The 23,113-nt window shown below is 61.4% G+C and carries 23 protein-coding genes and 1 pseudogene; 13 read left to right on the top strand and 11 right to left on the bottom strand.

Going from position 1 to position 23,113, the window contains the following annotated elements; all coding sequences use genetic code 11:
• Positions 1–49 precede the first annotated feature (49 nt).
• The 3 genes from K663_RS17105 to K663_RS17095 all read left to right on the top strand — a co-directional run bounded on the left by K663_RS17105 (position 50) and on the right by K663_RS17095 (position 4,532).
• Entirely contained in the window at positions 50–928 is an 879-nt protein-coding gene (locus K663_RS17105) for a crotonase/enoyl-CoA hydratase family protein (RefSeq protein ID WP_062121267.1), read from the top strand.
• A 219-nt stretch (positions 929–1,147) separates the two neighbouring features.
• Positions 1,148–3,571, top strand: coding sequence for a TonB-dependent receptor (locus K663_RS17100; protein WP_158511209.1), 2,424 nt, complete (start codon positions 1,148–1,150; stop codon positions 3,569–3,571).
• Positions 3,572–3,659: 88 nt separating this feature from the next.
• The gene (locus tag K663_RS17095) at positions 3,660–4,532 is read left to right on the top strand and encodes a TIGR03619 family F420-dependent LLM class oxidoreductase (protein ID WP_062121265.1); all 873 of its coding nucleotides are present in this window, start codon (positions 3,660–3,662) and stop codon (positions 4,530–4,532) included.
• A gap of 64 nt (positions 4,533–4,596) precedes the next feature.
• Here K663_RS17095 and K663_RS17090 read toward each other — a convergent pair whose 3' ends face one another.
• The 3 genes from K663_RS17090 to K663_RS24935 form a co-directional block, all read right to left on the bottom strand.
• Positions 4,597–6,000 (bottom strand): aromatic ring-hydroxylating oxygenase subunit alpha, encoded by a 1,404-nt coding sequence (locus K663_RS17090; RefSeq protein ID WP_062121264.1) that lies wholly within the window; start codon positions 5,998–6,000, stop codon positions 4,597–4,599.
• Between the two features lie 146 nt (positions 6,001–6,146).
• Entirely contained in the window at positions 6,147–6,341 is a 195-nt protein-coding gene (locus K663_RS23430) for an SDR family oxidoreductase (RefSeq protein ID WP_235589597.1), read from the bottom strand.
• The gene (locus tag K663_RS24935) at positions 6,250–6,462 is read right to left on the bottom strand and encodes a hypothetical protein (protein WP_062121263.1); all 213 of its coding nucleotides are present in this window, start codon (positions 6,460–6,462) and stop codon (positions 6,250–6,252) included. The genes K663_RS23430 and K663_RS24935 overlap by 92 nt, the downstream gene beginning before the upstream one ends.
• A 109-nt stretch (positions 6,463–6,571) precedes the next feature.
• Between K663_RS24935 and K663_RS17080 the strand changes: the two genes are divergently transcribed.
• The 7 genes from K663_RS17080 (at position 6,572) to K663_RS25290 (ending at position 9,617) form a co-directional block, all read left to right on the top strand.
• Positions 6,572–7,564 (top strand): DUF7064 domain-containing protein, encoded by a 993-nt coding sequence (locus K663_RS17080; RefSeq protein WP_062121262.1) that lies wholly within the window; start codon positions 6,572–6,574, stop codon positions 7,562–7,564.
• A 29-nt stretch (positions 7,565–7,593) separates the two neighbouring features.
• Positions 7,594–8,175 carry a hypothetical protein gene (locus K663_RS17075; RefSeq protein ID WP_145902355.1) on the top strand — a complete coding sequence of 194 codons (582 nt, stop codon included), beginning with the start codon at positions 7,594–7,596 and terminating at the stop codon, positions 8,173–8,175.
• The gene (locus K663_RS17070) at positions 8,153–8,620 is read left to right on the top strand and encodes a nitroreductase family deazaflavin-dependent oxidoreductase (protein WP_062121260.1); all 468 of its coding nucleotides are present in this window, start codon (positions 8,153–8,155) and stop codon (positions 8,618–8,620) included. Before K663_RS17075 ends, K663_RS17070 begins: the two co-directional genes overlap by 23 nt.
• 65 nt (positions 8,621–8,685) lie before the next feature.
• Complete coding sequence (locus K663_RS17065; RefSeq protein WP_062121259.1) at positions 8,686–8,988, top strand: DUF1330 domain-containing protein; 303 nt, start codon at positions 8,686–8,688, stop codon at positions 8,986–8,988.
• A 99-nt stretch (positions 8,989–9,087) separates the two neighbouring features.
• Positions 9,088–9,309, top strand: a complete 222-nt coding sequence (locus tag K663_RS25295) for an MFS transporter (RefSeq protein WP_145902354.1) — start codon at positions 9,088–9,090, stop codon at positions 9,307–9,309.
• Positions 9,225–9,440 carry an MFS transporter gene (locus tag K663_RS23975; protein ID WP_145902353.1) on the top strand — a complete coding sequence of 72 codons (216 nt, stop codon included), beginning with the start codon at positions 9,225–9,227 and terminating at the stop codon, positions 9,438–9,440. The genes K663_RS25295 and K663_RS23975 overlap by 85 nt, the downstream gene beginning before the upstream one ends.
• 12 nt (positions 9,441–9,452) lie before the next feature.
• Entirely contained in the window at positions 9,453–9,617 is a 165-nt protein-coding gene (locus K663_RS25290) for an MFS transporter (RefSeq protein WP_083536041.1), read from the top strand.
• Positions 9,618–9,981: 364 nt separating this feature from the next.
• On the opposite strand, the gene K663_RS17055 is transcribed toward K663_RS25290, so the two are convergent.
• The gene (locus tag K663_RS17055; RefSeq protein ID WP_062121257.1) at positions 9,982–10,656 is read right to left on the bottom strand and encodes an SDR family NAD(P)-dependent oxidoreductase; all 675 of its coding nucleotides are present in this window, start codon (positions 10,654–10,656) and stop codon (positions 9,982–9,984) included.
• 144 nt (positions 10,657–10,800) lie between these two features.
• On the opposite strand from K663_RS17055, the gene dld reads away from it, so the two are divergent.
• Positions 10,801–12,480 carry a D-lactate dehydrogenase gene (gene dld / locus K663_RS17050; protein ID WP_201026713.1) on the top strand — a complete coding sequence of 560 codons (1,680 nt, stop codon included), beginning with the start codon at positions 10,801–10,803 and terminating at the stop codon, positions 12,478–12,480.
• Between the two features lie 7 nt (positions 12,481–12,487).
• Here dld and K663_RS23970 read toward each other — a convergent pair.
• Positions 12,488–12,634: pseudogene (locus K663_RS23970) on the bottom strand (hypothetical protein); the annotation flags it as partial.
• 236 nt (positions 12,635–12,870) lie between these two features.
• Between K663_RS23970 and K663_RS17040 the strand changes: the two are divergent.
• Positions 12,871–15,147 carry a molybdopterin-dependent oxidoreductase gene (locus K663_RS17040; protein WP_062121254.1) on the top strand — a complete coding sequence of 759 codons (2,277 nt, stop codon included), beginning with the start codon at positions 12,871–12,873 and terminating at the stop codon, positions 15,145–15,147.
• A gap of 48 nt (positions 15,148–15,195) precedes the next feature.
• Here K663_RS17040 and K663_RS17035 read toward each other — a convergent pair whose 3' ends face one another.
• Positions 15,196–16,227, bottom strand: coding sequence for an aldo/keto reductase (locus tag K663_RS17035; protein ID WP_062121253.1), 1,032 nt, complete (start codon positions 16,225–16,227; stop codon positions 15,196–15,198).
• 291 nt (positions 16,228–16,518) lie between these two features.
• On the opposite strand from K663_RS17035, the gene K663_RS17030 reads away from it, so the two are divergent.
• Positions 16,519–16,968, top strand: a complete 450-nt coding sequence (locus K663_RS17030) for a nuclear transport factor 2 family protein (protein ID WP_062121252.1) — start codon at positions 16,519–16,521, stop codon at positions 16,966–16,968.
• A 511-nt stretch (positions 16,969–17,479) separates the two neighbouring features.
• Here K663_RS17030 and mmsB read toward each other — a convergent pair.
• The 5 genes from mmsB to K663_RS17005 all read right to left on the bottom strand — a co-directional run bounded on the left by mmsB (position 17,480) and on the right by K663_RS17005 (position 23,069).
• Positions 17,480–18,403: a 3-hydroxyisobutyrate dehydrogenase gene (gene mmsB / locus K663_RS17025; protein ID WP_335339102.1), complete on the bottom strand. Its 924-nt coding sequence runs from the start codon at positions 18,401–18,403 to the stop codon at positions 17,480–17,482.
• Positions 18,404–18,437: 34 nt separating this feature from the next.
• Positions 18,438–19,217, bottom strand: a complete 780-nt coding sequence (locus tag K663_RS17020) for an enoyl-CoA hydratase-related protein (RefSeq protein WP_062121251.1) — start codon at positions 19,215–19,217, stop codon at positions 18,438–18,440.
• Complete coding sequence (locus K663_RS17015; protein WP_062121250.1) at positions 19,214–20,302, bottom strand: enoyl-CoA hydratase/isomerase family protein; 1,089 nt, start codon at positions 20,300–20,302, stop codon at positions 19,214–19,216. Before K663_RS17015 ends, K663_RS17020 begins: the two co-directional genes overlap by 4 nt.
• Before the next feature lie 11 nt (positions 20,303–20,313).
• Positions 20,314–21,456 carry an acyl-CoA dehydrogenase family protein gene (locus tag K663_RS17010; RefSeq protein ID WP_062121249.1) on the bottom strand — a complete coding sequence of 381 codons (1,143 nt, stop codon included), beginning with the start codon at positions 21,454–21,456 and terminating at the stop codon, positions 20,314–20,316.
• 116 nt (positions 21,457–21,572) lie between these two features.
• Entirely contained in the window at positions 21,573–23,069 is a 1,497-nt protein-coding gene (locus K663_RS17005; RefSeq protein ID WP_062121248.1) for a CoA-acylating methylmalonate-semialdehyde dehydrogenase, read from the bottom strand.
• Positions 23,070–23,113 lie beyond the last annotated feature (44 nt).

The following is a 23,113-nucleotide window of genomic DNA, read 5'->3' as shown; positions in this document are numbered from 1 at the left end:
GTCCCGCGCCGCTCGCCCCGGCGCTCCTGTCATCGCAGAGGGGTGGAGCATGGACGTTCCCGAGCATTTTCGGTTTGAGGTGCAGGATCATGTCGCCACGATCACTTTCGATCGTGCCGACAAGCTCAATGCCTTCACCCGGCCCATGGCGCAGGATCTCGTGGCGATGTTCGACCGCGTCGATGCGGACGATGATATCCGCGCCGTGATCCTGACGGGCGCTGGCCGCGCCTTCTGCGCGGGCGCCGATCTTTCGCCGGGCCAGTCGTCCCTGTCGTCAGCGCGACCGACGGACGAAGCGCCTGCCGAGGTCGACTGGACGGATCCCGCCACGCGCGATTTCGGCGGGTTGATCACGCTGCGTCTTTATGACTGTCTTAAGCCCGTGATCGTGGCCTTCAACGGCCCGGCCGCCGGCATGGGCGTGACGATGGCGCTGGCGGCAGATTTCCGCCTTGCTTCGACCAGCGCAAAATTCACTCTGCCTTTCACGCGCCGGGGAATCGTGCCGGAATCGGCGTCCAGCTGGTTCCTGCCGCGCATCGTGGGGCTGGCGCAGGCGCTGGAATGGACGCTGACGGGCGCGACCTTTTCCGCGGAGGAGGCGAAGGCCGCCGGGCTCGTCCGATCGCTGCACGAACCGCAGGATCTGCTCCCCGCTGCGACAGCTCTGGCCCAGGACATCGCAGCGAACACGGCGCCCGTGTCGGTTGCGCTCACCCGGCAGATGCTGTGGCGTTCCTTCGACATGGCGCATCCGATGGCGGCGCATCGGATCGAGAGCCGTGGCATTTATGCCCGCGCGCGGGCGGCGGATGTTCGGGAGGGCGTGCAAAGCTTTCTGGAGAAGCGATCGCCCGATTTCCCTGACAAGGTATCGAGCGACATGCCCAGCTTTTTCCCATGGTGGGAAAGCGAAAATTACTGAAGTGTGATATTTGTGCCGCGCATTTCCCGTAACCGCGCAAGAGGTTAGTTTCGCTTCTTGCGGCGCCGATGCGGTCCCGTTATAGGTTTGCAGGCATACGATAGGCTTCAACAGTGGACGAGCCCACAGGAAAATCCGGGGCCGTGTTGAATTCGGAATCAACAATTGCAAAAGGGGAGGATGCGAATGCTTCGGACATCCATTTTTTCGATAGGTTCAGTGCGTAAGTCACGTTTGGCTCTGCTGGTGTCTTGTGCGGCTATCGGTGGTTCGACTCTGTTCAGTGGCATGGCCAGTGCGCAGGAAAACCAGCTTCAGGACATCGTCGTCACTGCGCAGAAACGATCGCAGAATGTTCAGGATACGCCGCTGTCCGTGACGGCGGTTTCCGGTGATCAGCTGACGTCCGCCGGCATTTCGACCGTTCAGGAACTCAACCGCGTCGACCCGGCCCTGCAAATCGGACAGGCGACGGGTACGGTCACGACCTTCATTCGTGGCATCGGCAACCCGGTCACGACCGCGGGCAACGAAGCGAGCGTGCCGGTATATATTGACGATGTTTACTTCGTCCGCGCGTCAGTGCCTTTCTTTGATCTCGCCAGCGTCGAACGCGTCGAAGTGCTCAAGGGCCCTCAGGGCACATTGTTCGGTCGTAACGCGTCTGGTGGTGTGATCTCGATCTACACCAAGGATCCGAGTCAGAATGCTGAACTCGAAGCACGACTTGGTTATGCCAATTACGAGACAATGGATGCCAAATTTTATCTGAACCTGCCGGTTACGGATACTCTGGCGGCCAATGTTTCCGTCAGCTATCATAATCAGGACAAGGGTTGGGGCAAGAACCGAACCTTGGTCGATCCCTTCGACACGTCGCTCGGCTATCTGCCCAGCAATGACGATTACTGGAAGAGCCGCAGCTTCAGCACGCGGGGCAAGATCCTGTGGGAGCCCGCCGACGGCCTATCGGTCAAGCTGATCGGCTATTATCAGAATAGCTGGAGCCAGATCGGCATCTACTCGCGTCCTTTCCCTGGCACGGAGGGTGGAACGCCTGATCCGGCGCACAATGGCTTTGGCAATTCGGGGAACTTCCCCATCCCGTCGCAGGTGCTGCCGCCGCTCGGTTTCTACGACGTTGCGCTCGGGGCGACCCAGAAACAATATGATGATTCGGAAGGCTATGGCTTCTCCGGCCGCGTCGACTATGAAATGGGCTTCGCCGATGTCGTCAGCATCACCGCCTATCGTAAAAACAAGGAGCTATATGCTTCTGCGGGAAATTACTCTCCCTATAACTGGACTCGTTATGACCTGAACATTGTCGACAACCAGTTCTCCCAAGAGTTCCAGCTGAAGTCTAAGGCGGGTTCGCCCGTCAACTGGATCGCTGGCCTCTATTATCTGAACGCCGATGGTGGCTTCGACCCGACCACAATCTACGGTCCGGGTATGGAGGCGCTGCTGGTGGACTCGGTCAACATACGGGGTGAGCAGAACGTCAAATCCTATGCCGCTTTCGGCCAGCTGACATACCCGATCACCGAAAGCACCAATATAACCGGCGGCCTGCGCTACACGATCGACAAGGTGGCAGGCCGCGGCAGCACCACGACACTGTTCATTCCGGAGTTGCCGTTCCTGCTTCAGAACGTGCCTGCGGTCGCGGCGGCATTCGGTGCGCAGAACGGAAATGTCTTCGATGCAGCGACGGCGAATGCCATCGTGGCAGGGGCCCAGACGCCGGTGGACAATGTGCCTGGCGGCGGTGTCGCCCGAAAGACGTTCAAGAAGTTGACGTGGAAGGCTACAATCGACCACAAATTCTCTGAAGACATCATGGTCTATGCCAACTACAGCCGCGGTTACAAGGCGGGCACGTTCAATACTCTGCCGCTTGATCAGGCTGAGCCGCTGTCGCCTGAAGTGGTTGATGCCTATGAAATTGGCTTCAAGACAGAACTGGCTGACCGTCGTATCCGCTTGAACGGCGCGCTGTTCTGGAACGACCTGAGCAACCCGCAGGTGCAGGCGCAGCGCAACGGCCTGGTGTTCCTGAAAAATGCAGGATCGGCCCGGACCAAGGGCGCCGAGTTCGACCTGACCGCCGTCGCCGCCGAAGGTCTGACGCTTCGAGTGGCCGGGACATATCTGATCGCCAAGTTCCGCGACTTCCCGGACGCGCCTTCCTACTGTCCCAACCCGCAGGTGAATGCGGCAACCTGTCAGGCGCTCACTCCCAACCTGCCGATTGCTCCCGGCAATTTGAATACCATCGTGGTCGATGCTTCGGGCAATTACATGCCCTACGCCTCGAAATGGAAGTTCAGCGGCGGGTTCAGCTATGACTATAAGCTTGCAGACGATAGCGAGCTTACATTCGATATGAACGCCAACTGGGCCAGCAAATTCAACTGGGATGCTGACAACGTCATCAAGGAACCCGCTCACCTCCTTCTCGACGGTTCGGTCTCCTTCACGCCGGCGGCTGCAGAGCATCTGACCTTGCGCTTCTGGATGAAGAACATCACGGGCGAAAAATTCAATATCAACTATTATGCCCAGGCATCCGGTTCCGCTTTTTCCACCGCTCCGGGTGCGCCGCGCACCTATGGCGGCGAACTGGTGTTCAAGTTCTAAGCCATCTAAAATCTTAAAAAGGGGGCGGTCGACAGTGTCGGCCGCCCCCTTTGTTCGTCTAGGGATAATTGACTGAAAGGAAGATGCCATGCGGTTCTGGCTGCACATTCACAACACGCCGCCTGAACAGGGCCTGGAACTGGCCATCATGGCGGAACAACTCGGTTTTGAAGGCGTGCTAGGCGACGATCACTGGTTCATGCCAGCCGGAACCGGCGTGCAGGATCCCAATGAACGTGCGCCCTTGCCGATGGATTACATCTTCCCCGACATATTCGCCTTCGGCGGCGCAGTGCTTGCCCGCACGAGCCGGTTGAAATTTGGTTCGTGCATCATGGTTCTGGCCAATCGGACCAATCCTTTCCTGGTCGCCAAGGGGGCGGCGACACTCGCGCGCCTTAGTGATGACCGGTTCGTCATGGGTGTCGGCACCGGCTGGATGCGCGACGAATATGACATGGCTGGCGTCGACTGGAGCAGCCGCGTTCCCCGCACGGTGGAAATGATGGAGATCCTGCGCAAGCTATGGAGCGACAAGCCCGCCGAACATCATGGCACCTTCTTCGATTTCCCGCCCACCTTTGCAGAGCCGCGTCCGGCGCGGCCCATTCCCATCTATATGGGATCGGTGGCGCCGGTGGCGCTGCGGCGCACCGGTAAGGTAGCGGACGGGTGGATGGGGATGACGTCGAAATTGTCGGACGTCGCCGGTCAGATCGCGCTGATTGAGGAAGGTCGGCGCGATGCCGGGCGGGAAAAGCTTCCCTTTGAATATATGGTCGGCCTCGCCCCCCATGACGACGGGTCCCTGCCTTCGCTCGACGATTATAAGCGCGCCGCCGATCTGGGCGTGACCCAGCACCATGTCGGCCCGATCGACCATGCGCTGGGCGTGCTCCGGTCCAGCTTCGACGACAAGAAGCGCTTCGTCGAGGAGTTCGCCCAACGCAACATGCGGTAACCGGGAAAGGAAAGGGCGCGCAGGAAACAGTCCGGCGCGCCCCTTGGGATCGGTCAGGATCGGATCAGCGATTGAGATCGCGGTCGATCAGTTCGTGCCATGCCTGGATCATGCCTTCCTGATAGGCGCCCAAGCGTGAATGCGGCGCGCTCGGATCGGCGGCCTTCAGGCCTTTCTGGATCAGCGGCAGATTGCTCATGTCCTGATCGAAGATCATGCCCAGGAAGCTGTAGGCCGGTGCCTTTTCCGCGATGCTTTCATGCTCGCCGATTTCGATCACTTCGGCGGCCGGGGGACGTGGCTGTCCTTCCGCATAGGGCATCAGCAGGCGAACGTCGAAATAGCAGTAATTCGGATCGCTCTCATGGGGCAGGAACTGGTAAACGAACGGCACCGCTTCCGACAGCCACAACGTGAAATGCGGGTAGAGGAAGTAGAGCGCGCTGTCGAGCATGACGGCGTCTGGCTGGCCATTGAGCCGACCATAGGTCTGCTCATAGACGTCACGAGCCCATTTCGCGACCTGGGCGCGAATGTCCCCTTCAGGGTCCAGCTCCGGCATGGTGGCGTTGGGATAATGCCATGCCTGCTGCACCTGCGCGAAGGCCAGGCCCGCCATCAGCGTGGTCGCCGAAGCGTCCGCATGCATGCTTGGCACCGCCGAAGGCACGGCTTCGCGCGCTACTGCGCCCATGGGCGTGGTGAAGATATCATATTGCGACTGGCTGTCGCCGGTGAAGGGAACGCCTTCCGGATGCGTCGCATAGAGGTGATAGGATTCCTGGAAGGCTTCCTGCGTGATCTTCCAGTTGGCATGGACCAGTTTGCGGAACCGGGCCTTGGTATAGCGCTTTTCAGGCGCGAAGTCCTTGAAATGCGCGGGCATGGGCCCCAGCGCCTCCAACAGCGGGCGCGCATCCTTGTCGGCATTGACGAAGATAAAGCCGCCCCAGCGCTCCAGCCTGATTTCCGGCAGGGAGCCATTGAGGCGCGTGATGTCCGGAAAGTCCCAATGGCTGGGAATCCGCTTCAGCCGCCCGTCCACATTCCATTCCCAGGCATGATAGGGGCAGCGGATCGTTTCGGCCGATTCCTTCTTCGCGCACAGCATCGTCCCGCGATGCAGGCAGCTGTTGTAGAAAGCGCGAAATTCGTCCTGTTCGGACCGGACGATGAAATAGGAATGCGATCCGACCTGCAGCGGCAAGCGATCGCCGACCTCCGGGATATCCTCCTCCCGGCAGGCAAAGATCCACTGCTTGGACCAGATCTTTTCCAGTTCCAGCTTGAAGAATTCGGGGTGGTAATAGCGGCGGTAGTCGATCTGCCGGTTGTCCGGCTCATAATCACCGCGGGCGCGCATGGCGTCATTTGCCCCTACGGAATCCTTCTCCCACAGTTCGCTCAGCAGCGGCCGATCCTTGCTCCCATAACCGCGGATACGGTCCTTGTTCAGCGTGGTTGCCACGATTTCGTTTCCTCTTCTTGCGATGCCTGGGGTCTGCTGATCCGGGCATTCTAATGGTATGCTGGATTACTACTAGCATTCTCCGGGAGCGCGCGCAACACCGAGTGCCATCAAGAGCATCACATATGCGAGTAACCGCCACTCATTCATGTATCTCGCGCGGTCAAGCCGCCATCGACCGGAATAACGGCGCCGGTGACGAAGGCCCATTCCGCTAGGCAGAGGCTCAGGATCATGTGCGCCAGCTCCTCAGGACGGCCGTAGCGCCCGAGCGCGGTCCTGCGCCGGGCGAAGGTCGCTCGGTCCTCGGCGGAAAATCTCCGGGTCAGGCCGGTTTCCACCGGGCCCGGACAGATGCAGCGTAATCAGCATGTCGATTGCCATGCGGCTCGCAGCCCCCAAGACCAGGGCGACGCGCCCGCTCAGGCTGCAGGCGGCTTCATAGGCAAGGCCGTCGATCATTGCTCTTCTTTCCTCTCGCTGCCCTAGAGCGGCAAAATAACGCTAGCATATCATTTGCCAGCGTCCTATTCTCTTCCGCCACGGGATCATGCAAGCGGATGGAGAGCGTATGTCGGAGACCGATTGGAACAGCAATCTGGGCCAGGGCTTCGGCAAGCATGTCGCCGAGGATGAATTTTACCATGGAGTCGGTGAACCGGTCGACTCACTGACGGAAACCTGGTTTTGGAACTTCCATGTGCCGGAAGCAGCCATCAACTGCTTCGCCTATTGCTGGGTGCATCCGACGCTGAAGGTCGTGACGTCCGGGCTGATGGTCTATCAGGGCATGAAGACCAGTCATCTGCAAGCCGAACTGTTCGATATCCGCGACTATATGTCGATGGATGCCGTGGGCGACGGCAGCGATATCCAGTTGCCCAACAGCATGCGCATGCAAACCATCGTGCCGCTGGAACATGTGCGGATGACCTTTGACGATCCGCAGCGGGAAACCAGCATCAATGTCGAAATGCGGGCCGTGGGCGTGCCGATCATGCGCGCCAACAACAAGCATTTCGAACAGGTGATGCATGTGACGGGCGATCTGGTCCTGCGCGGCGCGACGTACAAGGTCGACTGTCTGGCCGTGCGCGATCGCAGCTGGGGGGAACCGCGCCCGGAAAATCACAACCCGGCGCCGCCCTATACCTGGGTCACGGGCACCTTTGGCGAGGAATTCGCCTTCAACGTCGGTTCGCATGATGATCCCGATCGCGATCCGGAGTGGAAGGATGTCATGCCGGTGCCCGCGCGCATCTTCAACGACGGCTGGGTGGTTGTGAAAGGCGAGCAGCGCCGCGTGCGCAATTCATCGAAAATCACCGTCCGCACTCCCGACCGGCGCAGTCCCATCACCCACGACTACACTTTCGAGGATGAGCAGGGCGATAGCTATCATATCACGGGCAAGCTGATCGCGCAGGCGCCTTGGGGCGGCTGGTCCAACATGACATGTCATCTCGGCCTTGTCGAATGGGACTGGAACGGCAAGAAGGGCTATGGCGAAAGCCAGGAAGTCCAGTGGAACGATTATGTCTGGAAAATGTCGCAGCAAAAATAAGCCGTCGTGAGCGGGGGGAAGGGACTGCCATGACTACAGTGCGAGTGATTGCCTGGATCGTGATCGCGATCATGGGCGCCAATATTGCGAATGTGTTGCTGAACAGCGGCCTTCATCATGGCGTCGGCTTCGATACTTTTCTTGCCGGGTCGGGCGACCCGTGGCAGCTTTTCATCAACAATGATCTGGTCACGGGCCTGTTATTCATGGTGAGCTGGATGGCCCTTCGGGAAAAAGGCGGACGCCTGCTGGACACGATCGCCTGGATCTGGATGGTGATGTGGTGGGGCAACGTCGTCGTCGCCATCTATGTACTGCGCGCAGTCAGTCAGGCGAACGGGGATTGGCAGCGCTTTTTCCTCGGCGGCCGGGCGGGCGTCGTCGCCGCTGCTCCCGTCTCGGCCCCGGGACGGGCGCTGTGCGGGCTGGGAGCGATCCTCGTCTCTGCCTGGCTGATGTGGAGCCTTCAGGCTGCAAGCTTCGCGGCGATCCCAACCCTCGGATACGTGTTGGGCTTCCTGCCGATCATCCTGTCCTTTGCGCTCGTCGCATTCCCTGCCCGCCCAATGCCTGTTTCAGGAGGAAATCATGTCCACGCCGAAGTTCGATGACATTCCCAAGGACATCAATGCGCTGATCGCGGCGCACATCAAGCAGTATCTGACCGATCCTGAAGCCGCCCATATGTGGGACGCGCGACCAGTCGGGCTGCCGGGCGAGGCCACGACGCTGCTGCTCACTACCATCGGGCGCAAGAGCGGTGAACCGCGCCATGTTCCCCTGTTGTATGTCGATGATGGCGATGGCTATCTCATCATCGGGTCGAAGGGCGGCAATGTCGATCATCCAGTCTGGTTCCTGAACCTGCAGGCCAATCCAGAATGCGAAATCCGGGTGGGTGCGCCCCCGATCAAAGCCCGCGCGCGGGTGCTGGAAGGCGATGAAAGAGCGCGTGCCTGGAAGAAGATCACCGATCTCCATCATGTCTATGCCAAATATCAGGCACGGGCCGATCGCCAGATCCCGGTCGTGCGGCTGGAACCGATCAAGGAATGACGTAGGCTTGGCATGGTCGAAGCGCGGCTGATAACAGCCGTGCTGGACGCACGAGGAGAGGGTGCATGTCGGTCTATCTGATCGTCGAACTTGTCTACAGCGATCAATCCTGGCGCGAAGAATATCGCCGCGGGGTTCCGTCCTTGGTCACAGCCTATGGCGGCCGTTACCTTGCCCTTGCCACCCCTCCCGAACTGATGGAGGGTGAGAGGAAGGCTCCCGATACGTTGGCCGTGTTCGACTTTCCCACGGCAGAGGCGGTGCGCACTTTCCTCGCCTGCCCCGAATATCAGCCCTATGCCGAGGCGCGCCGTGCCGGCGCGAAAACGCAAATCTACATGCTGGAAGCGCTGCCCTCGCCCGCCTAATGCGCGGTGGATTTTCGGAGCGACCGACCACGCAAATAGTCCGCTGTAACGGCCCGATCGAAATAGGAACATGATGTTGATGGTCGCCGGGCGTCGTGGATGATCTCCATCACCATCCTCGACATCGTTATTCAGACCGTGTCACCCCGCTGGGTAGCCGGGCGGGCGCTGGCGGCATTCCAGACGGCGGTCGCGGTCGGCAGCTGGGGCTGGGGGCCATTTGGCCCAATGGATTCATGTCGACGGGACATTGCTGGCCGCAGGCATTCTCGCTTGGCGCCGGATGGCTGCTGCCTCTGCCACGCGCACTCGAGCCCGTAGGCGAAGAGATCGACCCGCTGGAGGCACCGCGTGTCGACCTGGCTATTACCGATCGGAGCGGTCCGACCGTCGTCTGGATCGAGTATCGGGTGGCGCGGCACGATGCCCGTGCTTTCCACAGCGTGATGTAGGATGTCCAGTTCATCCGCCGACGCAGCGGCGCCTATGCCTGGGCGATCGCCCGCCACCTAGCCGATCCGGAGATCTGGACGGAGCGGTTCCACTGCCCGACATGGCTCGACTATCTGCGCCAGCGCAGTCGCGATACCCATGCCGACAGCTCTTCTGGCTCGCGCTTTTGCCTATAAGGCGGACGGCTGGTCCGGCGCATGCTAGAACGCCCCTTCGGCTCGGTGCGCTGGCGCGAGGACGTGCCAGACAATCCCGTCCCGCCACTGTTGCAGGCCGTGCAGGGTACCGGCAGTCCCCGAAAGGTCCGACCGGGTTATTCCATCTTCAGGCCTTGCCCGATACCTTGGCCTTCGGGGTGAATACGTCCGCTTCGACCTTGGGCAGCGGCTTGCGATCGATCCCGTTTAGCTGAAGTCTGCAATCTGGCATGCCCGGGGAGTATGAACCAGAAGCCGCCGAACGCGCTTACCGGGCGATCAATGCGCTTTTTTTTGGGAATGGGCGATGGCGCAGCGGCGGCCGCATAATAGGCGGCTGGCCTCAGCCGTGGAGCGACAGTTGCAGGTTGCACCCCGTCATGCAAGCGGACTCCTGCGACAGCAGAAAGGCGATGACCCGCGCTGCCGCTTCCGGCCTGACCCAGGCCGAAGGATCGGCATCGGGCATGTCGCGGCGATTGGCGGGCGTGTCGATGATGGTCGGCAGCACGGCATTGACCCGAATTCCGCGCGCCTTGAATTCGTCCGCCAGACTTTCGGTCAGCGCACGTACGCCTGCCTTGGAGGATGCATAGGGGGCCATGCCCATCATCGCCTGATTGGCTGCCGCCGCGCCCACATTGACGATCGCGCCCCCGTTGCGCAACAGATGCGGCAGCGCCGCGCGGGCCGAAACGGCGGCGGTGCGCAGGTTCATCCGATACATTCGGTCCCAGCTGTCCATCGAGCCGTTTTCGAGAGGTTCCCAGATAAAGCCACCTGCCACATTGACCAGCCCGGCCAGCCCGCCCAGCCGTTCGGCAGCATCCTGATAGGCGCGGGTGACGGCGGCCTCGTCCGCGAGGTCGACGCCGCCGATCGAAACCTGCGCCGCACCCTCGAGCGCTGCCGGGGCCAGGTCAACGACAGCGACATTCCAGCCGCGGCTGGCGAGTTCCTGCACGACCGACCGTCCCAGTGCGCCGGAACCTCCTGCCACGATGACTCCCAAGCCCATATCAACTCTCCTTTGGACCAGCCGCTCTTGGCAAGCCCACATTGCTGTGCCGCTGCAATATTGATCGATCGATCAGCACGAAATTTTGCGTTACGGCGAATAGAGCGTAGGACGGCGCCCAAGGCAAGGAAGATGCAAGTCGTAATGACCAAGTTCGTTGAGAGACTACGATCAATCGTCGGTGCCGCGCGGGTAGAAACCGACGTCGCCGCAACGCTTCCCTATCGCTCTGGCTTCCGGTTCGGCAGCGGGGCGGCCCTCGCCGTGGTGCAGCCGCAGAGCCTCGTAGACATGTGGCGAGTAGTCGAAGCCTGTGTCGAGGCGGAGGTGATCGTCATTATGCAGGCTGCGAACACCGGATTGACCGGGGGCTCCACGCCCAATGGCGATGACTATGATCGCGATATCGTCATCATCAGCACGCTGGCGATGGACAGCATCCATGTGATCGATGAAGGTCGGCAGGTGGTCTGCCTTCCCGGCGCGACCTTGCACGCTCTGGAAGCCAAGCTGCGACCGCTTGGCCGTGAGCCGCATTCGGTGATCGGGTCGTCCTGCTTCGGCGCGTCGGTGGTCGGCGGCGTCTGCAACAACAGCGGTGGCGCGCTGATCCGTCGCGGGCCTGCATTTACCCAACTCGCGCTCTACGCCCAGCGCGGCGAGGATGGCGTACTGCGCCTTGTCAATCATCTGGGCATTCGGCTGGAGGGTAAGCCCGAAGACATGCTGCGGCAGATCGAAGCCGGGCATTTCGCGCCGTCTGATGTGGCGCTCGACGTCGGCCACGCGTCGGACCCTGATTATGATCGGCACGTTCGCGACATCCACAGCGACAGGCCCGCCCGCTTCAACGCCGATCCGCGAAGGTTGAAGGAAGCGGCGGGCAGCGCGGGGCATGTGATCATATTCGCGGTCAGGCTGGACACGTTCCCGATCGAAAGCGAAGCACGGACCTTCTACATCGGCACGAACGATCCGGCCGAACTGACGGCCATCCGCCGTCACATGTTGACTACCTTCCCGACATTGCCGATTTCGGCCGAATATTTGCATCGCGACGTTTTCGATCTGGCGGCGGAATATGGAAAGGACAGTTTCGTGGCGATCCGGCTGCTGGGCACCAGCCGCTTGCCGCAACTCGCCCGGCTTCAGACGCGCGTCAACCGCATGGCGGCGCGGATGGGTATGAAGCCTGGCTTTTCCGATCGGCTGCTGCAGCGGATTGCAGGCTGGCTGCCATTGCATCTGCCTGCCCGGATGCGCGAATGGCGTGCGCGCTATGAACATCATCTGCTGCTCAAAGTGGCGAAGGATGAAGCGAAGGCCACGGCTGCCTATCTTTCATCCATCTTTCCTTCCGCGGCCGGCGACATGTTCGTCTGCACGGCGCAGGAGGCGGAGAAAGCGTTCCTGCATCGCTTCGTCGCGGCAGGGGCGGCGGTGCGATATCGGACGGTCCATCCCGAGACGGTGGAGGATATCGTGGCGCTCGATATTGCCCTGCCACGGAACGCCACCGACTGGATGGAAATATTGCCGCCGGAGATCGACGCGCAGATCGTGCGGAAACTCTATTATGGCCATTTCTTTTGCCATGTTTTCCACCAGGATTATGTAGTGCGCAAAGGCTGCGATCCGCTGGAACTGGAGCATCGCATGTGGGCGCTTCTGGATGCTCGGCGCGCGGAATATCCGGCCGAGCATAATGTCGGCCACCTCTACCCGGCGAAACCGGCGCTTGCCGACTTTTACCGCTCGCTGGATCCGTGCAACAGCTTCAATCCCGGCGTCGGCCAGACGTCCAAGAAGGCGCGCTGGAACTGAATGGCCGTTAGACGAGCAGTCGCATCCGCAAAGCTCTCCCCGCGATCCTCGTCCAGACCAGAGATGCGAGATAGCCGTCGATGGAACCGCATTCCGCCTCCATCGCGTCGAACCCGGCCAGCAGATAGCTTTCATCCACGTCATACATCTGCGATGCGAATTCCTGGCGCGATCGGCCCCCAGTTCTTCAACAAGGCGCTGTTCGGTAAGGGCCGCCATCTCCATAAGGCCCGGCGCCCCGCGGCTGCGCATATGCTATGGGAAGAGCTGAAAAATGCAGATTTCTTGTCGGCCTGCATGGGTCGGCCCGCGAGATATGGTGCGCCGCCATACTATGAGGCATAAGGAGCCGACGAGCCGCGAAAGCGCGCCATGCCATGAGGATGAGGAATGACAGAAGACGTGCGCCTGCATCACCGTTCATGCCCCTTTTGCGAAGCGGCGTGTGGCATCCGTGTACAGGCCGACCATGGCAACCGCACGATCCTGGATGTCCGTGGCGATCCGGAAGATCCTTTCAGCCAGGGCTTCATCTGCCCCAAATCCTATGGCCTCACGCAGCTTCATTCCGACCCAGACAGGCTGCGCCGTCCGGTCCGCCGCCGGGGCAAGGATTGGGAGGAGATCGGCTGGGACGAGGCGATGGACGAGGCCGCCGACCGGCTCGGCGCGCTGCTCAAGACGCATGGGCCGAACAGCATCGCCTATTATCTGGGCAACCCGTCGGGCCACAAGGCGCCCTTCCTGCTTTACGGCCCGTTGCTGATCCGCGCGTTGCAGACCAACCAATTCTATACGCCGGGCACGCTCGACCAGATCCCTAAATATGTCAGCGCCTCCTACATGTTCGGCGGGCCGACGCTCCAGCCGCTCGCGGATCTTGACCGCACCAATTATCTGATCGTCATCGGCAACAATCCGGTCGTCAGCCAGGGCAGCATGATGGTCGCGCCGGGCATGAAGCGGCGGCTGGAGGATATTCGCAAGCGGGGAGGCCGCGTGGTGGTTATCGACCCGCGCCGCACCGAAACGGCGCAGATCGCCGACGAATATGTCGCGGTACGCCCCGGCACGGATGCCTATCTGCTGTTCGCCATGGTCGATGTGCTGGCGCGGGAGGGGTTGATCGATCTTGGCTCCGTGGCGGCGCATGTGAAGAATCTCGATGCCCTTGTGGAAGCCGCGGGTCGCTATCCGGCCGAGCGTGTGGAACAGATCACTTCGGTCCCCGCCGATACCATCCGCCGCATTGCGCGCGAATTCGCCACCGCCGATGGCGCAGCGATCTATGGCCGCACGGGCACCTGCACGCAGCGTTTCGGCACGCTCACTTCCTGGTTGATCGATGCGCTCAACACCATCAGCGGCAATATGGACCGCGAGGGCGGCAACCTGTTTTCGGGCGGCGGCATCCCCATGGGCACGCTGTGGGAGGATAATTGCACGCCCGAAGGCGTGTTCCCCATCGGCCGCTGGCGTTCGCGGGTGAAGAAGCTGCCCGAGGCGATCGGGATGCTGCCCTGCGCCGCGCTGGCGGACGAAATGCTGGTGCCGGGCGACGGGCAGGTGCGCGGTTTGGTGACGCAGGCGGGCAATGTCATCCTGTCCAATCCCAATGCGGCGAAGCTACAACGCGCCTTTGACGGGCTGGATTTCATGCTCTCGCTCGACATCTATGTGAATGAGACGACCCGTCACGCCGACATCATCATTCCCGGTCCTTCCTATGCCGAACATAGCGATTTCGCGGCGGTGACGGCTTATGAGACGATCCACAAGTTCATCAAATGGGCGCCGCCGATCTTCCCGCCGGAAGGTGACACGCCGCACGACTGGCAGATTTTCGCGGGCATCGCCGCGCGTCTCCGTGGCATCAGCACGGCCGAGATCGAGGAGGAATATGTCCGCGAGATGCTCGCCACCGCGATCGCGAACGGGCGTCCCGAATGCCGCGATGTGCCGATCGACGATGCGCGCGCGATCATCGGCGAAGAGCCGGGGCAGGACCGGCTGTTCGACATTCTGATCCGGGGTGGCCCGATGGGTGACGCCTTTGGGCGGGTGCCCGACGGCCTCACTCTGGATAAGGTCCGCTCCTATCCCCATGGGGTGGACTTCGGGCCGCTCGATGCGGGCATGATCCCGGCGGTGCTCAAGACGCCGGATGCCAGGATCGATCTCGCGCCGCCGCAGTTGCTCGATGATCTGCCACGGCTCGAGGCCTTCATGGCGGAAATGGAAAGACCCGACACGATGCTGATGATCGGGCGGCGCGACATACGGTCGAAAAATGCCTGGATGCACAATGTCGAACTGCTGGTGAAGGGCAAGAACCGCTGCACGTTGCTGGTCCATCCCCAGGATGCCGAACGGCTGGGCCTGGAGACGGGCGATCAGGCTCGGGTTACGACGCATATCGGGGAGGTGATCGCGCCGGTGGTGGTGAGTGACGAAATCATGCCGGGCGTCGTCAGCCTGCCGCATGGCTGGGGCCACACGATGCGCGACACCCGCCAGCGCGTCGCCAACCGTACGATTGGCGTCAACGCCAACGCGATCATCGATGAGAGCGATCTGGACGTGCCCTCCGCGACGACTGTCCTCAATGGTGTGCCGGTCGTGGTCGAAGCGGTGCGCCAGCCGGTTCTGCTGACGGAGCCGGCATAGCAGCGGCTGCAACGGTGGGGGAGGAGCGCGCGCCCCTCCCTTCGTGGCTTAGAGGCGACCGAGGGCCTTGAGCGCCGGTTCGTCGACGAACCGATCAATATACCAGTGGGGATACACCGGCGGCAGCGGCGTGGCGGCGTCCAACGCGGCGATCTCCTGATCGGACAGAGACAGCGATGCGGCGCCCAGATTGTCATCGAGCTGCTCGACCTTGCTCGCCCCCATCAGCACGCTGGTCACGGCCGGGCGGGCAAGCAGCCAGGCAAGCGCCACCTGCGCCACGCTGGCGCCATGGGCAGAGGCGATGTCGCGCAGCCGTTCCAGCACCGCAAAACCGGCTTGCCGATCGAATGGCAACAGGTTGAAGCTGCCGATGCGGGTTTGCGGATCGGCCAGCATCTCGGGCGTATATTTACCGCTGAGAAAGCCGAAGGCGAGGGGGCTCCACAGGGTGAGGCCCAGGCCATAGCGTTGCGCCATCGGCACCATGTCGCGCTCCACGTCGCGGCCGAGCAGTGAATAATAGACCTGCCCATGGCAGAAGCGCGCGAGGCCATTGGTGCGTTGAATCTCCATCGCGGCGGCCACCCGCCATGCCGACCAGTTGGAAAAGCCGAGATAACGCACCTTGCCCGCACGTACGATGCTGTCCAGCGCCTCCAGCGTTTCTTCCAGCGGGGTCAGCGGATCTTCGCGATGGACGATGTAGACGTCGATCCAGTCCGTGCCGAGCCGCCGCAGACTGTCATCCACCGACGCCAGTATATGGCGGCGCGACAGGCCAGATTGTGTGAGCGGATCGCCGGTCCGGCCACCGACCTTGGTGGCGATGACCACGTCCTTGCGCCGCGACCGCAACGCCTGTCCCAACAATGTTTCCGATTCACCGCGAGCGTAAACATCGGCTGTGTCGAAGAAATTGACCCCGGCATCAAGCGACCGGCCGACCAGTTGATCGGCGAGTTCGGCGCCGACCTTGTAGACCTGCGCCAAGTCGCTGTTGCCCTGCGTGAAAGTCATCGCGCCGAATGCGAGGCGAGACACCAGAAGACCCGAATTGCCCAAGGTTGAATATTGCATGAGGCACTCTCCCGTTATGCTTCACCTGTCGTGCTTCCGGAGGGGTGATACGCCGGTGGATGGCTTTGTCAAAGAACCGATCGCGCGGTCGCACGATGCGGAATTCGCACTTCGTCAGCCAAGACGGATTCTTTTCCGCCTGGTGCCATGAAAAGAGGTGACGTCAATAGCGCCCTTGCTTAAACAAAGGCAATTCGCCATCGGCTGGCGGTTCGCGCAGGAGAAGGATGGTGCATCGGGAAAGACAGGTGGTCCCGCATATTGCGGTCTCTTGGCCGAGATATTGAGGTGATGAGCATTGTCGTTGACGAAGCAGCCATCATTCGGCTCGCGACCCAATTGGACGATGCGGTTGACCGGAAGGACTGGGCTCGCTTCCGACAGTTCTTCGCGAACACTATATCGGTGGACGTCGGCGTGGTCGCCGGGCATAGCATAGTCGAAATGGCAGCGGAGGCGTTCATGGCCGAGGTCGCAGCCTTCAATCTCCCGGCCAAACTCGCCTGCCACAGCTTCACCAATCCCCTTGTGTCAATCCAAGGCGATCGCGCGGAGTTCAATGCCAACCGCTATGGCTGGAACCTTTGTGCTGATTTCGACCCGCCCCTTTATGAATTATGGGCGCGCATTACCTATGGATTGTGTCGCCAGGGCGATGACGGGTGGGTGATCGACAGCATGAAAATGGTAAAACTGCGCGACGCCGGCAATATGGCCGTCAGTCTGCTCAGGTCCGAATGAGCGCGGTTCGTTAAGGGCCGACCATATGTGCTAAAATGATCCCGGGATATCAGCGCGAAGGCAATGAAAACACCGGCAGGTAATCGAGCACTATTAGCAGCAAATCGATAGAACCATAGCAAGCGCTATAGCTCCCCCATTGGCAGGCGTTAAGCGGCCCGTCCGATGACGGGGCTGTCGGTGGCGCGGCGAGCTACCCAATTATGTTTCGATGCCGAGCTGGATTTAGAATTCCGTCGCTTGTGCCGGAATGAGGCTGGGCCTGCCCCAGAGCATGATCCGGTCAGATTGGATCGGATCATGCTCCATTTTCCTTTGTTTTCCGTATTTCCCGGGCCAGCAGATAATGCCATCTGCTCGAAAATGCTCGCTAGATTGTCTGGCATCCCCCTCGCGACCATTCCGGATCTGGTCATGTATAATTGCGTGGCGTTGGTCGCATCTGCCTACAATTTTAAGCTCCGGAAGCTAATCAATTCCGTAGCCGCTTTGCGTTTACTGATCGCACGGTTCAGCCGAGCAGCTGGATTATGGACGAAAAGTCGCGGCCTCCTTCGCCCTTGTTCGCCAACAGTTGGTAGAGGCTTTCTGCTTGAGCCCCCATGGGCACGCTGGCATTGACGGAGGCGGCCGCCTCCAACGCGAGCTTGAGATCTTTGAGCATCAGCGCCACGGCGAACCCGCCCTGATAATCGGCATCAGCTGGCGTCTGGGGTCCGACGCCGGGCAGCGGGCAATAACTGGTCATTGACCAGCTTTGTCCCGAAGACACACTGGAGATGTCATAGAAGGTCTGGGGATCGAGGCCGATCTTCTGCGCCATGGCAAAGGCTTCGCAGGTGGCGACCATCGTCGCCCCCAGCAGCATGTTGTTGCAGATCTTGGCCGCTTGGCCGTTGCCCGCGCCACCGGCGTGGATCACCGCCTTGCCCATGGCGGACAGTATCGGCTTCGCCTTAGCGAAGGCGTCATCCTCTCCGCCGACCATGAAGGTCAGGGTGCCACCATTGGCCGCGGCAATGCCCCCGGAAACCGGCGCATCGACCATTTCGAACCCCTTGGCCAGAGCTGCCGCCATGACCCGGCGGGCAGTCGCGACGTCGATGGTCGAACAATCGAGGAACAGCGCGCCGGCCTTGGCCGCGCCGAACACCTCGTTATTATAGACGGCTTCGACATGCTTGCCGGCCGGTAGCATAGTGACCACCGCATCGGCGCCGGAGACCGCATCGGCGGCGCTGGCGGCGCGAATGGCTCCAGCCGCCTCCGCCTTGACCAGTGCATCCTCCGACAGGTCGAAGGCGCGTACGGAAAAGCCGTTCTTGACCAGATTGGCGGCCATGCCACCGCCCATATTACCCAAGCCGATGAAGGCGATTGTCTTAGTCACATCCTGCTCCTTACAGCGATCGTCCTTGGGCAGTAGGGTGCCCATCCTTTGCCATGCCGGCTTGCGGCGGCTCGTCTCGTCAGCGGCCCTTCCAGACGCCGGCGCGCTTTTCCACGAAGGCGGTCATGCCTTCCTTCTTATCCTCGGTGGCCGTGAGGATCTGGAACAAGCGGCGCTCCGTCAGCAATCCTTGGGCCAGGCCTATTTCAAAAGCGATGTTGATCATTTCCTTGTTCACCATCGCGGCCATGGGCGGCAGCGCGGCGATCGTCGCGGCGGTCTTGAGCGCTTCCTCCAACAGGTCTGCGGCCGGCACGATGCGGCTCACCAAGCCCGACCGCTCAGCTTCGGCGGCATCCATCATCCGGCCGGTCAGGCACATCTCCATCGCCTTGGCCTTGCCCACGGCGCGGGTCAGGCGCTGCGACCCGCCCATGCCCGGCGCCACGCCCAGCTTGATCTCGGGCTGGCCGAACTTGGCCGTGTCGCCCGCAATGATGAAATCGGCCATCATCGCAAGTTCACATCCGCCGCCCAGCGCAAACCCCTGCACCGCCGCGATCCATGGCTTGCGAGTGGCGACCACCCCGGTCTGCCAACCGGCGAAGAAGTCCTCCAGGAAGAAGTCCGCCGCCTGCTTTTCCACCATTTCCTTGATGTCGGCGCCCGCCGCGAAGGCCTTTTCACCGCTGCCGGTCAGCACCGCGCAGCGTTGGGTCGGATCGGCATCATAGGCAGCGAAGGCAGCGCTCAGATCCTTCAAGACCTGGCTGTTGAGCGCGTTCAGCGCCTGCGGCCGGTTGAGCGTGATCAGCGTGACGGCGTCGCGCTGATCGGCGAGAATGGTTTCATAGGTCATGGCTGATTTTCTGTTTGAGGCAGGGGCGTCCATTCCTTTTCCGGCGCCAGCGGCGCGAAAAGACTATCGATCAGGGCGTCGTCGACCGCTTCCGGCGTTGCGGGGGTCCAGCGCGCGGCATTGTCCTTGTCGAAGATCACCGCACGCACGCCCTCCATAAAGTCGGGCCGGCGGATGATGTGGCAGGCAAGGCGATATTCATTTCGCATATTTTCGGCGAAGTCGGTGATGGCAGCACCTTCGACGAGCTGGCGCAGCGCGACTTTGACCGTTTGCGGGGATTTTGTGGCGAGTATGGCCAGCTGTTTCTCCGACCATTCCGATCCATCGGTCTTCAGGGCGGCCAATATGTCCTCATACCGGTCCAACGCGAACAGTTGGTCTATCCTGTCGCGCTGCGCCATCAGGCGGGAGTCGGGGGCGGGTTCGTTCGCTTGGTTGAGAAGGGCCGGTAAGGCGCCCGGATCGGCCAATATGGCGGCCTTCAAGGCATTGAGCTTCTCCGATCCGACATAGTGGGTCGCGATGCCGATAGCCACGCAATCCGCCCCGTCGATCCGCGATCCCGTAACGGCCAGCCAGGCGCCGATCCGGCCAGGAAGGCGCGGCAGGAACCAGCCGCCGCCCACGTCCGGGAACAGCCCTATGCCGGTTTCCGGCATGGCGAAGGTCGTCCGCTCGGTCGCAACGCGATAGCGGCAGGGCAGGGACAGGCCCACGCCGCCGCCCATGACGATGCCATCGATGAAGGCGACGATCGGCTTGTCATAGACGAACAGAAGATGGTTCATCCGATATTCGACGTGGAAGAAGCGCTCGGCCTCCACGCAGTCCATCTTGGCGCTGTTCGCGATCAGCGCGATGTCGCCGCCCGCGCAGAAGCCGCGCGACAATTTGGGATCGCCATCGGGCGCGGGCAGATGGTCGATCATGACCGCGACCACCGCAGGATCATCGCGCCATGTCAGCAGCGCCTGATTGATCGCCTCGCACATGTCGGGGGTTAGGGCGTGGATCGCCTTGGGGCGGTTCAGCCGGATACGACCGACCCCATGGTCGATAACGGTCAGAACTTGATCGGTCATGGTCTTCTTCTTCAGTCGCGCAACATGTCACGCGCAATGATCATGCGCATGACCTGGTTGGTGCCTTCCAGGATCGAATGGACGCGCAGGTCGCGCCAGATGCGCTCGATCGGATAATCCATCAGATAGCCGTAGCCGCCATGCAATTGCAGCGCGCGATCGACCACGGACGAACCGGTATCGGTGGCAAAGCGCTTCGCCATGGCGGCGAAGCGGGTCTTGTCGGGAGCATTCTCCGTCACCTTGACGGCAGCGGCGTAGAGCAGGGTACGCGCGGCTTCCAATTCCGTCTGCATGTCCGCCAGCATGAATTGTGTATTCTGGAAATCGGCGATCGACTGGCCGAACTGCTTGCGATCCTTAGTGTAACGTACCGCCTCATCGATGGCGCGCTGAGCGCCGCCGAGCGAACAGGCGCCGATGTTGAGCCGGCCGCCGTCCAGACCCATCATCGCAATGCGGAAGCCTTCGCCTTCCGCACCGACCAGATTATCCACCGGCACGCGCACACCGTCGAAATTGACCTGCGCGGTCGGCTGGCTGTGCCAGCCCAGCTTGCGTTCCTGCGCGCCGAAGCTGACGCCGGGCATGTCCTTTTCGACGACAAGGCAACTAATGCCCTTCGGTCCGTCCTCTCCGGTGCGGACCATGACAACATAGACGTCATTCTCGCCGCCGCCGGAAATGAACTGCTTCGATCCGGTGACGACATAATGATCGCCATCCCGCACCGCCTTGGTCTTGAGAGCGGCGGCGTCTGATCCCGCACCGGCCTCGGTCAGGCAATAGCTCGCCATCCGCCTCATCGGGACCAGATCGGGCAGATATCTATCCTTCAACGCTTGGCTGCCGAAACGGTCGATCATCCACGCCCCCATATTATGGATCGAGATGAAGGCGCTGGTCGAAGGACAGCCATAAGCCATCGCTTCCATGATCAACGCCGCTTCGAGCCGTCCAAGGCCGATGCCGCCCGACTGTTCCGACACATAGATGCTGCCGAAGCCCAGCTCCGCCGCCGCGCGGATCGTATCGCGCGGGAAGATATGTTTTTCGTCCCACTCGGCAGCATGCGGGGTGATCGCGTCGGCCGTGAAGCGCTGCGCCATCTCATGGATTGTACGTTGGTCGTCGGTCAGATCGAACTGGGTCATGGCCTATTGTCCAAACACATCCCGCACGCTGGCGGAGATCAGCATCCATCGGCATCAGGCTTGCCCTGCCGATACGGCGGAGGAGGGGGCGGCAAGATGCCGCCCCCTCCCTGACCTCACCCCATTGTCGGGATGACGAAGGCGCTGTCACTGGTGGCGCCGCCATCGGGCCAGCGCTGGGTGATGGTCTTGACCTTGGTCCAGAACTTCACGCCTTCCATGCCATGCTGGTTGGTGTCGCCAAAGGCCGACCGCTTCCATCCGCCGAAGGTGTGATAGGCGACCGGCACCGGGATCGGCACGTTGATGCCGACCATGCCGACATTGACGCGCGCTGCAAATTCGCGGGCGGCGTGGCCGTTGCGGGTGAAGATCGCGACGCCATTGCCATATTGATGCTGGCTGGGGAGGGCGAGTGCCTCCTCGAAGCTCTCCGCGCGCACCATCTGTAGCACGGGGCCGAAAATCTCCTCCTTGTAGGAGCGCATAGACGGCTTCACATGGTCGAACAGCGTCGGGCCGACGAAAAAGCCCTCCTCATGCCCCTGAAGCGTAAAGCCGCGTCCATCGACGACCAGTTCCGCGCCTTCATCGACGCCCATCTGGATATAGCTTTCGATCTTCGCCTTGTGCGCGGCGGTGACGACCGGACCATAATGGGCGTCGGGATCGGTGGAAACGCCAACGCGCAGCGCCTCGATCGCGGGGATCAGCTTCTCGCGCAGCGCCATCGCCGTCTTCTCACCCACCGGGGTGACGACGGGGAGCGCCATGCAGCGTTCGCCGGCCGAACCGAAAGCCGCGCCCGAAAGATCGTTCACCACCTGATCGAGATCAGCGTCGGGCATGACGATGCCGTGGTTCTTGGCCCCACCCATTGCCTGCACGCGCTTGCCGTTGTCGACGCCGCGCTTGTAGACATAATGGGCGATGTCAGACGAACCGACAAAGCTGATCGCGCCGATGTCGGGATGGTCGAGAATGGCGTCGACCATTTCCTTGTCGCCGTGAACCACCTGCAATATGCCTTCCGGCAGGCCCGCTTCCAGGAAAAGCTCCGCCAGACGGACGGGCACCGATGGGTCGCGCTCCGAAGGCTTCAGGATGAAGGCGTTGCCGGTCGCAATGGCGACGCCCGACATCCAGAGCGGGATCATGCCCGGAAAGTTGAAGGGCGTAATGCCCGCGCCGATGCCGATCGGCTGGCGGAAGCTGTAGACATCAATGCCAGGGCCCGCACCTTGGGTAAATTCACCCTTCAGCACGTGCGGGATGCCGCAGCAGAATTCTATGACCTCCAGGCCGCGCTGAATGTCCCCCTTCGAATCCGCGATCACCTTGCCATGTTCGGAGCTGAGCAGATGCGCCAGCTCGTCCATATGCTTCTCGACCAGGGTCTTGAAGTTAAACATGACCCGCGCGCGGCGCTGCGGATTGACGGCCGCCCAAGCGGGTTGCGCCTTCTTCGCGGCTTCCACCGCCTTGTCGAGCAGAGCGGCATCGCCCAAAGCCACGCGGGCCTGAACGCCGCCATTATTAGGATCAAAAATGTCGCTGTAGCGCGTGGGTGCGATGTCATGCGCGAAGGCGAGCTTATGGGAGATGTCACGCATTCAACTATTCCTCTCTAATCTCTATTGCTGCTGTAACGGAGAGG

The sequence above is a fragment of the Sphingobium sp. MI1205 genome, from assembly GCF_001563285.1.
Taxonomy (GTDB): Bacteria; Pseudomonadota; Alphaproteobacteria; order Sphingomonadales; family Sphingomonadaceae; genus Sphingobium.
Note: the sequence above shows the minus strand (reverse complement) of the source record. Positions and strands in the feature narration are given on the sequence as shown.

What these genes read in the sequence shown, in the direction of transcription:
- K663_RS17105 (WP_062121267.1), top strand. Translation starts at nt 50, where the DNA reads ATGGACGTTCCCGAGCATTTTCGGTTTGAGGTGCAGGATCATGTCGCC.
- K663_RS17095 (WP_062121265.1), top strand. Translation starts at nt 3,660, where the DNA reads ATGCGGTTCTGGCTGCACATTCACAACACGCCGCCTGAACAGGGCCTG.
- K663_RS24935 (WP_062121263.1), bottom strand. Translation starts at nt 6,462, where the DNA reads ATGATCGACGGCCTTGCCTATGAAGCCGCCTGCAGCCTGAGCGGGCGC.
- K663_RS17080 (WP_062121262.1), top strand. Translation starts at nt 6,572, where the DNA reads ATGTCGGAGACCGATTGGAACAGCAATCTGGGCCAGGGCTTCGGCAAG.
- K663_RS17075 (WP_145902355.1), top strand. Translation starts at nt 7,594, where the DNA reads ATGACTACAGTGCGAGTGATTGCCTGGATCGTGATCGCGATCATGGGC.
- K663_RS17070 (WP_062121260.1), top strand. Translation starts at nt 8,153, where the DNA reads ATGTCCACGCCGAAGTTCGATGACATTCCCAAGGACATCAATGCGCTG.
- K663_RS17065 (WP_062121259.1), top strand. Translation starts at nt 8,686, where the DNA reads ATGTCGGTCTATCTGATCGTCGAACTTGTCTACAGCGATCAATCCTGG.
- K663_RS25295 (WP_145902354.1), top strand. Translation starts at nt 9,088, where the DNA reads ATGATCTCCATCACCATCCTCGACATCGTTATTCAGACCGTGTCACCC.
- K663_RS23975 (WP_145902353.1), top strand. Translation starts at nt 9,225, where the DNA reads ATGTCGACGGGACATTGCTGGCCGCAGGCATTCTCGCTTGGCGCCGGA.
- K663_RS17055 (WP_062121257.1), bottom strand. Translation starts at nt 10,656, where the DNA reads ATGGGCTTGGGAGTCATCGTGGCAGGAGGTTCCGGCGCACTGGGACGG.
- dld (WP_201026713.1), top strand. Translation starts at nt 10,801, where the DNA reads ATGACCAAGTTCGTTGAGAGACTACGATCAATCGTCGGTGCCGCGCGG.
- K663_RS17040 (WP_062121254.1), top strand. Translation starts at nt 12,871, where the DNA reads ATGACAGAAGACGTGCGCCTGCATCACCGTTCATGCCCCTTTTGCGAA.
- K663_RS17035 (WP_062121253.1), bottom strand. Translation starts at nt 16,227, where the DNA reads ATGCAATATTCAACCTTGGGCAATTCGGGTCTTCTGGTGTCTCGCCTC.
- K663_RS17030 (WP_062121252.1), top strand. Translation starts at nt 16,519, where the DNA reads ATGAGCATTGTCGTTGACGAAGCAGCCATCATTCGGCTCGCGACCCAA.
- mmsB (WP_335339102.1), bottom strand. Translation starts at nt 18,403, where the DNA reads ATGGGCACCCTACTGCCCAAGGACGATCGCTGTAAGGAGCAGGATGTG.
- K663_RS17020 (WP_062121251.1), bottom strand. Translation starts at nt 19,217, where the DNA reads ATGACCTATGAAACCATTCTCGCCGATCAGCGCGACGCCGTCACGCTG.
- K663_RS17015 (WP_062121250.1), bottom strand. Translation starts at nt 20,302, where the DNA reads ATGACCGATCAAGTTCTGACCGTTATCGACCATGGGGTCGGTCGTATC.
- K663_RS17010 (WP_062121249.1), bottom strand. Translation starts at nt 21,456, where the DNA reads ATGACCCAGTTCGATCTGACCGACGACCAACGTACAATCCATGAGATG.
- K663_RS17005 (WP_062121248.1), bottom strand. Translation starts at nt 23,069, where the DNA reads ATGCGTGACATCTCCCATAAGCTCGCCTTCGCGCATGACATCGCACCC.